The organism is uncultured Roseibium sp., assembly GCF_963675095.2.
GTDB lineage: Bacteria > Pseudomonadota > Alphaproteobacteria > Rhizobiales > Stappiaceae > Roseibium.
On record NZ_CAXXSJ010000069.1, the window covers coordinates 38,425 to 52,822 of the forward strand.

Below are 14,398 nucleotides of genomic sequence, written 5' to 3' on the forward strand. Positions count from 1 at the left end.
GGAATGGCAGAGCAAGAGGTTTCGCGGCCCAAGGGCGCCTATGACCATCGCCTGAAGCGCCTGCGTGACCACGGCATGAAGCCGGAGTACCGGGCGGACGGAATCGAAGCGCACAAGAACCGAGTCGCGGAATGCGGCTGGGGCCGATTGATCTTCGGCAACACCTTCACCAATCCGGAAGATCTGATCTCGGTCCTTCGTGACGAGCAGCCCGACCGGCGCGATATCGCGTTCTACGTCCGTGACCCCCACGTGCTTGTCGGCTCGGCGCCCCAGGAACTTTTCCTGGATCCGTCCCACACTTACCGCCTGGATCTTGCGACCTACCGGCCCGCCCGCAATCGGCGAAAAGGTTTTACGGTGCGCAGACTGGGCTCGCGCCGGGATGCCGAAGCCATCAATGTGCTGTACGGCAGCCGGAACATGGTTCCGGTCCCACTGGATTTCTTCTGGAACCAGATGGACCAGAGGGAATTGACCGTGCTTGTGGCGGAAGAAGACGAAACCGGCGAGATCGTCGGCACCGCCATGGGCATCAACCACGACGTGGCGACCAACGGCGCGGACAAGGGCTCTTCGCTGTGGTGTCTGGCCGTCTCGCCCAAGGCCCGCTTCCCGGGCATCGGCGAAGCATTGGTCCGCCGCCTTGCTGAGCAGTTCAAGGGTCGCGGCATTCCCTACATGGACCTCTCGGTGATGCACGACAACACCCAGGCCATAGCCCTTTACGAAAAGCTCGGCTTCAAGCGTGTCCCCTTCTTCACCGTGAAGATGAAGAACACGATCAACGAGGCGCTTTACGCCGGCCCCACGGTTGAGGAACAGCTCAACCCTTATGCGACCATCATTCTGAACGAGGCCCGACGGCGCGGGATCCGTGCGGAAATCCTGGATGCCGAAGGCGGCTTTTTCCGCCTCTCCTATGGAGGCCGTTCCGTTCGATGCAGGGAGTCCCTGACCGACTTTACCAGCGGCGTCGCCATGTCGATCTGCGACGACAAGTCGGTGACCCAGAGGGTCGTTTCCAGGGCGGGATTGACCATCCCGAAACAAATGCTTGCCGGAGACACCGCGGAAACCGAGGCTTTTCTTGAAACGCACGGATCGTTGGTCGTCAAGCCGGCGAGAGGCGAACAGGGAAAAGGCATCTCCATCGGCCTGACTGAACTCGACGAGGTTTTGTCGGCAGTGGACGCTGCAAAAACATTCTCCAATGACGTCCTGATCGAGGAATGCGTGACCGGCGACGACCTGCGCCTGGTGGTGATCGATTACAAGGTGGTGGCCGCGGCCATCCGCAGGCCGGCGGAAATTCTCGGCGATGGCCGGACCAGCGTCGGCGACCTGATCGAAGCGCAGTCGCGCCGCCGGGCGGCGGCGACCGACGGCGAATCCCGCATTCCCGTCGACGAGGAAACGATGCGCTGTCTCAGGGCTGCTGGCTACGATCTGGAAACCATTCTGCCCGAGGGCAAATCGGTCCAGGTCCGCAAGACGGCCAACCTGCACACCGGCGGGACGATCCACGACGTCACCGGCGAGACCAATTACGCGCTGATCGATGCGGCGATCCGCGCCGCCAGGGCGATCGAAATACCTGTGACCGGGATCGATCTGATGGTGCCATCCCACCGCGGACCGGACTATTGGTTTATCGAAGCCAACGAGCGTCCCGGTCTCGCCAATCATGAGCCGCAGCCGACCGCGGAACGTTTCGTCGACTTTCTCTTTCCTCTGTCCATGCCGCAATCCGTGCGGAATGCCTTGAACCGGACTGCTTTATGACCCTGCTTTCTATCGACGTCCCGTATCTGAGTAAAATTCTCGAAGGTCTCCTGAAGATCCCGAGCCCGACCGGGTATACCGACGAAATCGTCCGTCATGTCTGCAAGGAACTGGACCGGCTCGGTGTATTTTACGAACTGACCCGCCGGGGTGCGATCCGGGCGCGTCTGGATGGAAAAAAGCCCAAACCGGCAAGGGCTTTCGTTTCCCACCTCGATACGCTCGGGGCGCAGGTCAAGGCACTGAAAGACAACGGCCGTCTCGAAGTCGTGCCGATCGGCAGCTGGTCCGCGCGTTTCGCCGAGGGTGCACGCACCACCATCTTCACCGACAGCGGCGCGTATACCGGAACGATCCTGCCGCTCAAGGCATCTGGACACACGTTCAATACCGGCGTCGACGAACTGCCGGTCGGATGGGACTATGTCGAATTGCGGATCGATGCCTATGCACGCACGAAGGACGACCTGAAGAAACTCGGGGTCGACGTCGGCGATATCGTCTCGATTGATCCCCAATCAGAGTTTCTCGACAACGGCTTTGTCGTTTCACGGCATCTGGACAATAAGGCCGGGGTGGCCGTCATGCTGGCGGCCATTAAGGCCTTCATCGATTCCGGCGAGATACCGACAGTCGACCTCTACTGGCTGTTCACCATTGCCGAGGAAACCGGGCACGGCGCGTCAGCGATCCTGCCGCAGGAAGTCGCTTCGCTGGTCGCGATCGACAACGGCACGTCCGCCCCCGGCCAGAACTCGGAAGAATTCGGCGTGACCATTGCCATGGGCGATCAGACAGGGCCCTTCGACTATCACCTCACCCGAAAGATCGCCCAACTGTGCCAGGACAACGCGATCAAGTATCAGAAGGACGTGTTCCGGTATTACCGGTCCGATGCCGCTTCGGCCGTCGAGGCCGGCGCGGATGTCAGAACGGCGCTGATCACCTTCGGCATCGATGCCAGCCACGGCTACGAGCGCATTCACATGCATGCCTTGCGGTCGCTGGCCGAACTGGCAACCGTCTATGCCACCAGCCCGGTCCAGATCAAACGCGATGCCCGAGACTTTTCGGATCTCAGAGGCTTCACCTCCCAACCGACCGGCGACGCGGAGCAGGTTCTCAGTCCCGAGACCAGCAAACCGCAGTCCGAACCCCAACACGGGCCGGCGGAATAGACCGGTCCGCTCTACGCCGGCCCCGACCGCGGGCCGGCGACCCTGCCTTTTCATCCCCTATCCTGTCGTAGACGGTTTTTACGATCGTTCTGCCACACAGTGCTGATATGACATCGTCCAGCTGGCCCGCCGGAGGAAAACGTGAAGCAGGAAGAAACAGATAACTCCGGGCCGTCGGTCGGCCAGCTCATACCGGACATCGGTTCCGCCCGAACCCCGCAGCACCCGAAGAAACGACGTCTGTTCGACGCCGGGTTCCTCACCGTTTCGGCGATCATGTTTATCGCGGTCGGGGTGGTCTATTACCGGCGGGGAGCACAGCACGTTCTGGATATCCTTGCCAAGGACAGTGCCCTGGCTCTCGATATCGCCCCGAAGGTTCTGGCCGCCGTTCTGCTGGCCGCCTGGCTCCGCCGTCTTCTGCCGAAGGAAGTCATCGCCCGCCATTTCGGTCATCAGTCCGGCATCGGGGGCATGTCTCTTGCGGTTTTCGCCGGCGTCATCCTGCCCGGCGGACCGATGACCGCCTTCCCTCTGGCCATCGCCTTTTCGCAAGGCGGCGCGGCCTTGTCCGTCATTATCGCTTTCCTGACCAGCTGGCTTCTGCTCAGCGCCAACCGGACGATCGTTTGGGAGATGGCTTTCATCGATAATCAAATCGTCGGCTGGCGGCTTCTTCTGTGTCTGCCGATCCCGTTCCTGCTCGGATTTGCGGCCCAATATTTCTATCGCGGCACCAAGCTAATTTCGGACCGGACAACCTGATGGCGCTTGTGCTCTTCACCGTGTTTCTCTGGACTGCAACGGTGGCCATGGGTGTCCTGGCCTACCGCAAGAATGATGGCACTTTTTCCGCCGGTTTCAGGGACGCGGCCCGTGAGAGCCTGCATATCGCCCCCAGAATCTGCGTCGGCATTTTCGGATCCGGCTTCATCGCCGAACTTCTGCCCAGAGAGACGGTCAGTTCCCTGCTCGGCTCCGGATCGGCAAGTCTCGGAATTCTGATTGCTTCGGCCGTCGGCGCCATTGTTCCCGGCGGGCCGGTAGTTGCCTTTGCGATCGGAGCAGCAGCTTTGAAATCCGGAGCGGGCGTTCCCCAACTCATGGCCTTCATAGTGTCCTGGATGCTGTTTTCTTTCTACAGGACGTTGATCTGGGAACTGCCGGTCATGCGCGCACGCTTTACCGGTGCGCGGATCCTGCTGTCGGCACCCGTCCCGATCATCATCGGCCATCTGGCCTGGTTTGCGGTCAGATAGCCCTGTGGGATCAATAGGCCCATGGCGCCAAACGGAGAAGCCTTTGACAGGTTCTCCGCTCGGCCATTTGTGTTGAAACGCGGGGGGAACGCCCTTCGGTCAATCTTCCCCAGACGGAGAGGCAGATGCTTGTCAGCCGACAACCTTAGCCAGGAACGTTTCAGTCCGCTTATGGGCGAGTTCCGCCGCTTCCGCTACATAGGTTGCGGCGCGGGCTTCATTGGCGAAGGCATGTCCGGCTTCGTACATGTGCATTTCGAAGTCCGGCAGATAGGCCTTCACTTCTTCCAGAAGGTCAACCGGCGTGTGGTCGTCGGTCGTGCCGAAATGGCCCTGCATGGGCGCTTTCAGCGGACAGTCCAGAAACTGCTTCAGGCGTGTGCCGTAAAAGGAAACCCCGCCGGTAATATCCAGCTTCTGAGCCGCACGCACCGCAAGGCCGCCGCCCCAGCAGAAACCTATGACGGCGACCTTTCCGCCATTTTCCTTCAGCGCATTCACGGCAGCTGCCGTGTCGGCGATGCAGTCTGCGGTATCGATTGAAAGCATCAGGTCCCGGCCGCGCGTTGCCTGATCGAAGGGGATCACAGCCACTTTTTCCTTCCGGTCGAACAAGGCAGGAATGGCAACCTCATAGCCGAGCTTAGCGTAACGCGCTGCAACGCCTTTCAGCTGGTCGGTCACACCGAAGATTTCCTGGAGAATGACGAGACCGCCCCGGCGGGTTCCCTGCGCGGGCTCAATCCAGCAATCGAACGTATGTCCATCGGCCGCAGTCAGTTGCCTCATCATTTCAGTTCACTCCAATTTGCGTAAATTCGTTTGCGAAAAGGCGCCGCCCATCCGGGCGGCGCCGGAATGCGTCAGCCGCCGACCTTGATGCCGGCTTCCTCGAAGTAGCGCACGGCGCCCGGGTGGTAGGGAACCATGTTCGCCGGCGCCATCGTCGCCGCATCGGCGCGGGCAAACGCTCCGAATGCCGCTTTCAGGGCTTCTTTGTTTTCGGCGATCGCCTTGGTCATCTTATAGACGAGATCGTCACTGACATCGGCGTTGGTCAGCATCACCCACGGGATCCGCATGATGTTGGCACCACTGTCCTGAAGACCGTTGATCTTCTCGTTCTGCTTCAAGGACACAATATCCCCGGCCGGCAGAAATTTCTTGAACGCGGCGACACCCGCATCCGAATTATCCTGCGAGATGTAGCACAGACCACCGCGAGACTTCAGCTTGACAGCGGCCTGCTGGCCGGCGCCGGAATTCAGGCTGACCAGGGCGATATCCACCAGGCCATCACCGAGCGCGTTGATGCCGGCCACGAAGCTGGCGACCGGAACCTTCTTGAAATCGTCATAGGTCAGCCCCGCATTGGCCAGACCGCCTGCGATGTAAAACGGAATGATGGTCGACGACGTATATTCCGAAGCCAGCCGCAATTCGGCGGCTTTCGCCTTCACATCGGCAATCGTCTTCAGCCCGAGATCACAGGGTGCCATCAGGCCGGTCGTCAGCGGGAACATGACCCCGACCAGTCGCATGTTCGGGTTCTTGCGATCGTAGTTCCGGGTTCCGGAGAAGGCGTATTCGGCTTCAACACCGTTGGAGAACCCGAAGTCGACTTCTCCGGAATTGATCAGTGGCAGGTAGCCGACCAACGGCTGGGTGCGTGCCGTGATCCCGGCATCATTGGCGACCTTTGCAACAGCTTGGCCGGAATTATAGGCCAGAGACCCTTGTGCGCCTGTCGCGATCGTGACCACCTGCGCATAGGCGCCGGAAATGGACAGAGCGGATGCCAGCAGGCCCGCGCCGATCAATTTCATACTGGTTTTCATGTAGTCCTCCCTTTCATTGTATTTGTGATTTCAGCCAATTCAGACCGACGCCTCGCGCCGGACTTTTCGTTTGTCGACTATGAGAAGCCCTGCCGTCAGAATGACGGCGCCGGCCGCTGCGGGAATGTGCAGGAAATTGCCTTCGGGAAGGAAACCCAACGGCAGCGCCAAGGCTCCAAGAGCGCCAAGCAACAGGCGAACCGGTACTGAGAGCTTTGACTTTATGAAGCCGACCATTCCAGCACAGATTGCTGCGACCCCGATCCCGGCCAGGCTGGTCGCCAGAGCGATCTCGCCCCAGGTTCCTTCAAAAAGCAGTGCCGGCGTCGCCACAAAGACGAACGGAATGATGTAGGCCGCCCATCCGATCCGCATGGCGGTCAATCCGGTCATAAGGGGACCTTCCTTGGTGATGGTCGCAGCCGCAAAAGCGGCCAGCGCAACCGGAGGCGTGATCATCGACATCATGCCGAAGTAGAGGATGAACATGTGGGCGGCAATCGGCTGAATGCCGGCTTCCACCAACGAAGGTGCGACGAGTGCCGCCAGCAGCAGATAGACCCCCGATGTTGGCATCCCCATGCCCAAAACCGTGCAGATGACGCCGGAGACCAGCAACAACAAGATGACATTCGCGCCGATCGAGTTGACCAGGAGAAGCGTGAGCGCAAAGCCGAGCCCGGTGATGTTCAGGATGCCGATCACGAAGCCGGCGGACGCGACAACCAGGATCAGATCGACCATGGATGTCCCCGTCTCCGTAAAGACATTGCCGAGACTTTTTAAAGTCAGTCGTTCGCCCCGGTATCCGCGCAGGAAGCCGACCAGGACGATGGCGATGGAAGCCAGAAGAGCCGAATCCTCCGGATCGAACCGCCACCAGAACAAGGCACAAAGCAAAACGCCGAAAGGCAGGCAGAAATGCCAGCCTTCGCGGAAGACCTCCTTGACCGATAGAGCCTCTTCGTCGCTTTGGCTGATATGATCTCGGCCGGCGATCAAGTCCACCTGAATGAAGACGCTGACGTAATAGAGAATTGCCGGAATAAGGGCCGCTGCCGCAACTGTCAGATAGGATATGTCCAGAAGCTCGGCCATCAGGAAGGCCGCCGCCCCCATGATTGGCGGGGTGAGCTGACCGCCTGTCGAGGCGACGGCCTCAATGGCTCCGGCATCGCGGCCGGAATATCCACCGCGTTTCATCAAGGGAATCGTGACGACACCTGTGGTCACCACATTGGACACCGCGCTTCCGGAAATCGAGCCGAAAAGGGCCGATCCAACCACCGAAATCTTGGCGCTGCCGCCGCGTGCGCGCCCTGTTGCAGCCATGGCGAGGTCGGTGAAGAACGTGCCCCCTCCGGCCGCGAACAGCAACTGGCCGAAGAATACGAACAACAACACGATGATCGTACCCACGGCCAAGGGCGTCGAGAACACCGCACTTGGATCAAAGCCGACATACTGGACAAGCCGGACTGGAGAAAGCGCCTTGCCGATCAGGTCGCCCGGCACCTTGTCCGCGAACAGCGCGTAAATCAAAAACACGCCGACAATGCCGAACAGCATCCACCCTGCCCGACGGCGCACGCCCTCCATGACCGCAATCGTCACCACTGCTCCAACAACGGTGATCTGCCATGGCCGGTAGGCCTGCTCCTTCAGAAGCCAACTGAAGTCATAGGCCGCATACATCAGAACGGCGAAGGCAATAAGCGCGATTGCGCCGTCCAGCCATCCGACATGGTCCTTTTCTTCACCGCGGGCGTTATAGCGCAGATAGGCAATGGTCAGGGCAAGGCCCAATTGAAAGGCCATATACTGCTGCTTCAGGATCGCAAATCCGAGGCGGGTCGGCGCTTCGATATTCCAGAGTATGCAGGCGACACACATGAGCGTGGCGAAAAAAGCGATCAACCAGTCACGGTAAGACCCGGATTTCGATACATCGCTCATTGTCCGGCCTCACCGGGAAGTCCATTCTTTTCTATTTGTTTTTCGCAAGGTCCAGACATTTGCGCATTGTCATCCAATGCGGCGTCTTTCACGGCCATGCCGCCACCCTCCCAGGATGTTTTTTATGATGCATTCGGTTTCCGTGAGGGCATCTAACACCGGCAATTCGTCAAATGCACATAAGAAATTCCTATTGGATATAAACAAAAGACAATACCCACGCGTCTCCGGACTTGACCACCGCGATATCGATGACACCGTTGTATTCCGCGTTTTCCGGTAAATTCCTGACGATTACAATCCGCCGAACTCAATCAAATCTCAGGCGGTGCGCCAATACAGATCATACTGTTTCCATTGCCTATAATCAGGCCAACGTCTTTACGGCCGCCATCCCCGAACCGGACGACAGTTCTTCCCGGGCCGCTCAATTTCCTCCCCTTTTGTTCAGTTCCGATTGCTGCAGGGCCATCAGATAGGCAACCACATCTTCCCTTTCGCTGTCGAAAAGGCGGTAGGTCGTCATCGGAAAATGATCTTCTTTCAGGAATTGCATGAAATAGGCCCGCGTATGATCGGGGCGTAGAACGATCTGCTCATAGGGCGGCGCCATATCCGGATTTGGAGTGTCTCCCGCCTGTTGGTGGCAGGTTCGGCACCATTGTTCGATTACGGCCTTGCCCCGTTCCACACTGCCGCCGGCCAGCACCGGCGGAACATAGGAAACGCAGGACAAGGCAATCAGTGTTGCAGCTATCAGTGGCAGGTTGGTTCGCATATCCGTTGCCGGTTTCTTGGGTTCCGAGTTTCTAGTCACAATCACCCTGGCGAATGGTGCTTTCAAGCCGAATGACGAAGGCCGATTAGCACGTCTATCCATCCGTGTCCGGCTCGCTTGGCAGCAGCAGCACCGGTGCCTGGCGCTCGCCGATCAGGTCAAGCCACTGGGAAAACAGCGTGTTGTTTGCCGGATCACGGGTCGCAATGACAAGCCGCTCCCGTTCCGAAGGTTTTAGTGCCGAATGGCTTTTATGCTGTGGGTTGCGCAGATCCTCGACCCCCGCCAGACCGTGGACACGGTCCGCAATAGTCCGGGCGACGTCAATGGATTTGTCCTGCGGTGTTCTGGCCAAAGCCAATATCCGGCTACCGCCTGGCCGCGATCGGCGCGGCAACAAAAGAACGGCAGACTTCGACTGGCTAACCGCCTGCAGATACTGGCGGTACGGTTCGCTCGATCGCTCCAGAGCGCTGTCCGGTTGGGAGAGTACCACGATATCGGATGCTTTCGCAGCCGCTTGAATCGCCTCACCAACCGCAGATGTCAGCACTTCGAAACGACTGCGAACCTTCTTATGCGCGGCTTCCGCCTCGACGAGCTCCTGGGCCCGCCTGGCGGCCGCCTCGATCGAGTCGCCAAGGGAACCGATATCAATTGCTTCCACCCGGTTTCCCAAAAGGCGGTATTCACGCAATCCGCTCAGGCGGGCCGCGCCCATCAGTTCCGGATCGCGGACATAAATGCCGTGTAATTCGAGATCCAGAAGACCGGCAGCCTCGACCGTCTGGCGAACGATTGCCGTATTGAACGCAGCCTGATGAAATCCGAAAACGAGACGCGAATAGGTGATCATGGCTCAGTTCCCCGGCTTGTTCCCCTTGCCATCTTCAGCGAGGCTTTTTCTGACCTGGGTAAAGGCTTTAAGCCGGTCCTCGATCATCCGGTAGACGGAGCCTTCGGTGAATTGCCCGTCGTCCTCCCGCCTTCCCACCGGCCGCCCGGTAACCAGTTCCAGCCCCTCATCAATGGTCGAGACGGGATAGATGGCAAACTTTCCTTCCTCGCAAGCGGCAATCACATCCGCGCGCAACATCAGGTGCTGCACGTTGGAAGCGGGGATCAGCACGGCCTGAGATCCGGTCAGGCCACGCGCCTTGCAGATGTCGAAAAAGCCCTCGATCTTTTCATTGGCGCCGCCGATCGCCTGAACGTCACCATGCTGGTTGACCGAGCCGGTCACGGCGAGATCCTGACGGATCGGCACATCGGCGAGCGCCGACAGCAGCGTGTAGAGTTCGGCTGACGAGGCACTGTCGCCTTCCACACCGCCATAGGACTGCTCGAACACCAGGCTTGCCTGCACGGACATCGGCGCATCGAGGGCAAAACGCCCGGCGAGGAAGCCGGAGAGGATCAGGACACCCTTGGAATGGATAGGACCACCCATTTCGACTTCCCGCTCGATATCGACCACCTTGCCGGACCCCGGCCGCACCCGGCAGGTGATCCGCGTCGGATGGCCGAAGGATTCGCCGGCGGTCTTCATGACGCTCAGCCCGTTGATCTGGCCGACCCGGCTGCCTTCGGTATCGATCAGGGCAACTTTTTTAAGGACCTGTTCCTGAAGCAGTTCGCGTACCCGTGAAGCCCGGTCGATCCGCTGATCGAGCGCCTTCTGGACGTCGTCCCTCGAAATGACCTCCCGCTCCGCCGCTTTCGCATAGTGGCTCGCCTCCACAAGCAGGTCTCGGACCTGATCCGGAGACAGGCCCAATTTGCCGGAATGCTCGATCAAACGAGCAGAGTTTTCCACGACCAGTTCCACACCGGCGCGATCCATGGGCAGAAGCTGTTCGCGTTCGATGATGGAGGCGACCGCCCGCGCCATCAGCGCTTCGCTCTCCGGCGTACGCTCCATGCTGTCTTCGAAATCGGCCAGAACCTTGAAATGCTCGTGCAATTCCGGATCGAAAAGGGATAGCAGATAGTAAGTGTAACGGTCGCCGAAGAGGACCACTTTCAGATCGAGCGGGATCGGTTCCGGCTCCAGGGATATGGTGCTGGTGAGACCGATCAGCTGATTGATGTCCTCGATCTTGATCGTCCGGCTCCGGAGCGCCCGTTTAAGAGCTGTCCAACTGAACGCCTCCGTCAGGAGCCCGCGCGCGTCCAGGAGCAGAAAACCGCCGTTGGCCCGATGAAGCGAACCTGCCTTGATCAGCCTGAAGTTGGTCGCAAGGACTCCCTGTGCGGCAATGTGCTCGATCCGCCCGGTCAGGTTGCTCAATGTCGGATGCAATTCCTCTATAACCGGCGCCCCTTCTTCATGGTCTGCCCTGGTCACCAGCAGGTTCACCTTGTACCGGTCGAAGGCATTGCCGGTCGGATAGCTATCTTCTCCGGTCTGCGAAGCTTCCTCATCCCGCAGGATGAAAATCGCAACATTCTTGACGAGATCCTCCCGGACTGCCTCCAGATATTCCACGACCCGAGGCAGATCCGAATAGTCCGCCAGGATTTCGTCGATCTCCGGATCGACTGCCGCCTGAGTCGTTTCGCTGTTCAGGTGCTTGGTTTCTTCACGGCGCTGCTTTTCCCACCTCGGGATCTGGCGAATGATGTGTTCGAGTTCCGTTTCCAGTTCCCTGATGACGGCCTGTATCTGTTTGCGCTCGTCCTCGCCCAGATTGTTGAACTCCTCCGGCGGCACCACCTTGCCGTCCCTGGACGGCACGAGGGCGAACCCCATCGGCGTGCGCAGCAGCGCGATCTGCTTTTCGCTGGCCTTTTTCTGAAGCTCCGCGAAGGCGTCCCCCTGGAGCTTCTGGAACTTTTCGTCAACCGCGCTTCTTTGCGCCTGGTACTCATCGCTTTGAAAGACAGCAGGCAGTGCAGCCATCAGATCATCGACCAGGCTTTCCATAGCGTCCTTGAATTTCCCGCCCCTGCCTGCCGGAAACGCAATGGCAGTCGGTTTGTGCTGCTCCCTGAAATTGTTGACATAGATCCAGTCCGGCGGGGTGGGCCGGGCCTGCGCGGACCCTTTCAAGGTCACGGTGACCGATTCCCGGGCAAGGCGTTCCGAAGCCCCGAGAACGAACAGATTGAAACCAACGTTTTCGATGCCGGTCGCCACATCGATTGCATCGATGGCACGGCGTTGTCCCATCAGGCCCTTGAGTGGTGTCAGATCCTTCGTGGTCTTGAAATCCAGTGCGGACAGATCCGCTCTCCGCAAAAGCTGTTCGGGAGTTAGCGGTTTTACCGGCCCGATCTCCGAATTGGTCTTTGATGCGGATTTCTCGGATTTCGAAGCCAAAGCGGTCCCCTGTCGATACGAAGTTTGTGAGGGTCAAACGGGCTGCGGTCCCCAAGTCCTTCCCGGGAACCGCAGACCAAGTCACCGATACCGATTATCGGTTGTGGCGCCACTAATACCAAGTCCCAATGGAGCCCTCGGCTTCAGGACGAAACGGAAACATTCATCGCATACGGCCCCTTGTCGCCCATGCCTTCGCGGAATTTCACTTTCATGTCGACGCGAAGCTTCTTCCAGTCGCCGTTGGTGAGGTTGTCCATCTCGAAATAGACTTCGTCGCCGTTTTCGGCCTTGATGAAGCCGTAGCCTTCGCCTTCGAAAAGACGGTCGATCGTACCGTGCATGATCTCCGCGTGATGTTTGACTTCACGTCCTCCCATCACACGTGTGCGTTCCCGCAACTGCCGGTCTGCAGCTTCAAAGACCCTGTTGATGAGCAGGCTGAGATCGGGCGTCGCTTCGCTCCGTCCGAGCTTGTCGGAAACGGTAATGTTCTGACCCGGCACCTGCACCATCACCTGGACGTGGAACTCCTGTCCGGTCTCGTGCTTCTGCGAAGGTCCACTCACGACGACGTTGCAGCTGATGACGTGATGGTGGAATTTCTCAAGGTCGGCGATCCGGCTTTCGATATCATCGCGCACGGCCTGTGTAGGTTCCATGTGGCGGTAAGTGATGTTTGCCGGTGAATCCATTTTTCTACTCCCATCCGGCCCGGTTGTTTCGCGGCACGAGATGCGCCGCAAGGGCCTTTAGCCATTTGACGTTTCAAATCTGTTCCCGCTGCGGCGGCCGGGCATTGACCGTAATCAATCGTGCAGTTGTTCAGCCGGCAAGGTCCGTCAGATAATCCAGCATGGCATCAAAGGATCCCATCTGACCGTAGTCGGCTTCCGGCATCGGGATGCCGAGCCGTTTGGACAGGGCCCCGACCAGGTTCTGGAAGTCCATGGAATCGATATCGAATTCGTCCCTGAGATCTTCCTGGCGGTCGATGTCGTCGATCTCGATATCCGGCGCGATCTTATGCATTTCCGCGCGCAGCACGGCCTCGATTTCTTCGCGGGTCATAGGTCCTCCGGTTTGTGCAGATGCTTTTCGATGGCATTCAGAAACCGGGCGCCGCTGTGGCCGTCGCTGACCCGGTGGTCGGCGGCAAGGGTCACGGTGACGACCCGCTTGAGAGTCACCTCGCCGTCCTGTTCCCATGGCCGCATGACCGGCGTTCCGAACCCGATGATGGCGACCTGAGGCGGATAAATGACCCCGTAGAGGGAGTCCACGCCCCGATCGCCCAGGCTTGAAACCGTGATCGTCGGGTCGGCGAGCTCAGTTGCCCGGAACCGCCCTGCCCGAACGCGAGCCACCAGATCGCGCATCTTGTCCATCAAGGTGTCAAGGTCGAGGGTTTCGGCGTTATGGATTGCCGGGGCGACCAGACCGCCACCGCGGATATTGATCGCCATACCGGCATGGACAGCTGCGGAAGCATGAAACGCCTCGTCCTCGAAGTGGCCGTTGAATTCGGGGAACTTCCGGCAGGCCAGCGCGACGGCCTTGACGAACAATGTACCCAACAGCAGCCGGTTTTCCGGCGGCCGGCCGGCATTCACTTTGGCGACGAACTGTTCCGCATCGGTCAGATCGACGGTCTGGCTGAGATAGTAGTGGGGAATTTCCCGCTTGGAATGCGCCATGGCAGCGGCGATGGCCGCGCGCATGCCGGTCAGCTGCTCCCCGCCTTCCCGGACTGCCTTTGTTGCCGGAAGCGCCGGGCCACGCTTCTGTTCCAGCCGGGCCATGACATCGGCAAGGACAATCGAGCCTTGCGGCCCTGTTCCGGTCAGTGTCGACGGATCAATGCCCGAGGTCTGCGCGAGCCGCCCGGCCGCCGGCGAGATTTTCAGTCGTGCTCCGGCCGAGGGAGGCGCTTTCTCGATTTCTTTATTGGCGGCGACGACCGGTGTTTGGGCCGGAGCCGAAGGCATTACGGCGATGGGAGCCACGCCCGCCATCAAAGCCTCGTCGTCCGGATCGTCCTTGCCTTCCTCCTTGATGACCGCGAGCGGCGTTCCGACCGGAACCTTCTTGCCGAGATCAGTCAGATAACCGGTGAGGATTCCTTCCTGGAAGGATTCGATTTCGATCGCGCCTTTCTGGGTTTCGACGACGGCGACAATGTCGCCGCGATGCACCTTGTCGCCTGGCTTCTTGAGCCATTCGACCAGGGTACCCGCATCCATATCGGAGCCCAGGGAGGGCATGACGAAGGCGGCCATCGT

Annotated in this window: 13 protein-coding genes; 4 read left to right on the forward strand and 9 right to left on the reverse strand. The window is 59.5% G+C overall.

Annotated elements, in window-relative coordinates:
• Window positions 1–3: 3 nt before the first annotated feature.
• From ngg to ABIN98_RS26620, 4 genes are all read left to right on the forward strand, one after another.
• The gene (gene ngg / locus ABIN98_RS26605) at window positions 4–1,785 is read left to right on the forward strand and encodes an N-acetylglutaminylglutamine synthetase (RefSeq protein WP_346914878.1); all 1,782 of its coding nucleotides are present in this window, start codon (window positions 4–6) and stop codon (window positions 1,783–1,785) included.
• Window positions 1,782–2,963: an osmoprotectant NAGGN system M42 family peptidase gene (locus ABIN98_RS26610; RefSeq protein WP_346914880.1), complete on the forward strand. Its 1,182-nt coding sequence runs from the start codon at window positions 1,782–1,784 to the stop codon at window positions 2,961–2,963. Before ngg ends, ABIN98_RS26610 begins: the two co-directional genes overlap by 4 nt.
• A 141-nt stretch (window positions 2,964–3,104) precedes the next feature.
• Complete coding sequence (locus ABIN98_RS26615) at window positions 3,105–3,728, forward strand: hypothetical protein (RefSeq protein WP_346914882.1); 624 nt, start codon at window positions 3,105–3,107, stop codon at window positions 3,726–3,728.
• Window positions 3,728–4,222, forward strand: a complete 495-nt coding sequence (locus tag ABIN98_RS26620) for a permease (RefSeq protein ID WP_346914884.1) — start codon at window positions 3,728–3,730, stop codon at window positions 4,220–4,222. The genes ABIN98_RS26615 and ABIN98_RS26620 overlap by 1 nt, the downstream gene beginning before the upstream one ends.
• Before the next feature lie 132 nt (window positions 4,223–4,354).
• Here ABIN98_RS26620 and ABIN98_RS26625 read toward each other — a convergent pair whose 3' ends face one another.
• From ABIN98_RS26625 to ABIN98_RS26665, 9 genes are all read right to left on the reverse strand, one after another.
• A complete protein-coding gene (locus ABIN98_RS26625) occupies window positions 4,355–5,014 on the reverse strand; it encodes a dienelactone hydrolase family protein (protein WP_346914886.1) in 660 nt (219 codons plus the stop codon).
• 71 nt (window positions 5,015–5,085) lie between these two features.
• Window positions 5,086–6,060 carry a TAXI family TRAP transporter solute-binding subunit gene (locus ABIN98_RS26630; RefSeq protein WP_346914888.1) on the reverse strand — a complete coding sequence of 325 codons (975 nt, stop codon included), beginning with the start codon at window positions 6,058–6,060 and terminating at the stop codon, window positions 5,086–5,088.
• A 39-nt stretch (window positions 6,061–6,099) separates the two neighbouring features.
• On the reverse strand, window positions 6,100–8,016 hold the full coding sequence (locus tag ABIN98_RS26635; protein ID WP_346914890.1) for a TRAP transporter fused permease subunit: 1,917 nt from the start codon (window positions 8,014–8,016) through the stop codon (window positions 6,100–6,102).
• Window positions 8,017–8,443: 427 nt separating this feature from the next.
• Complete coding sequence (locus tag ABIN98_RS26640; RefSeq protein ID WP_346914892.1) at window positions 8,444–8,794, reverse strand: c-type cytochrome; 351 nt, start codon at window positions 8,792–8,794, stop codon at window positions 8,444–8,446.
• Between the two features lie 94 nt (window positions 8,795–8,888).
• Window positions 8,889–9,650 carry a hypothetical protein gene (locus tag ABIN98_RS26645; protein ID WP_346914894.1) on the reverse strand — a complete coding sequence of 254 codons (762 nt, stop codon included), beginning with the start codon at window positions 9,648–9,650 and terminating at the stop codon, window positions 8,889–8,891.
• 3 nt (window positions 9,651–9,653) lie between these two features.
• On the reverse strand, window positions 9,654–12,116 hold the full coding sequence (locus ABIN98_RS26650; RefSeq protein ID WP_346914896.1) for an AAA family ATPase: 2,463 nt from the start codon (window positions 12,114–12,116) through the stop codon (window positions 9,654–9,656).
• Between the two features lie 143 nt (window positions 12,117–12,259).
• Window positions 12,260–12,811, reverse strand: coding sequence for an HPF/RaiA family ribosome-associated protein (locus ABIN98_RS26655; protein WP_346914898.1), 552 nt, complete (start codon window positions 12,809–12,811; stop codon window positions 12,260–12,262).
• A gap of 130 nt (window positions 12,812–12,941) precedes the next feature.
• On the reverse strand, window positions 12,942–13,187 hold the full coding sequence (locus ABIN98_RS26660) for a phosphopantetheine-binding protein (protein ID WP_346914900.1): 246 nt from the start codon (window positions 13,185–13,187) through the stop codon (window positions 12,942–12,944).
• A complete protein-coding gene (locus ABIN98_RS26665; protein ID WP_346914902.1) occupies window positions 13,184–14,395 on the reverse strand; it encodes a dihydrolipoamide acetyltransferase family protein in 1,212 nt (403 codons plus the stop codon). The genes ABIN98_RS26660 and ABIN98_RS26665 overlap by 4 nt, the downstream gene beginning before the upstream one ends.
• Window positions 14,396–14,398: the final 3 nt, after the last annotated feature.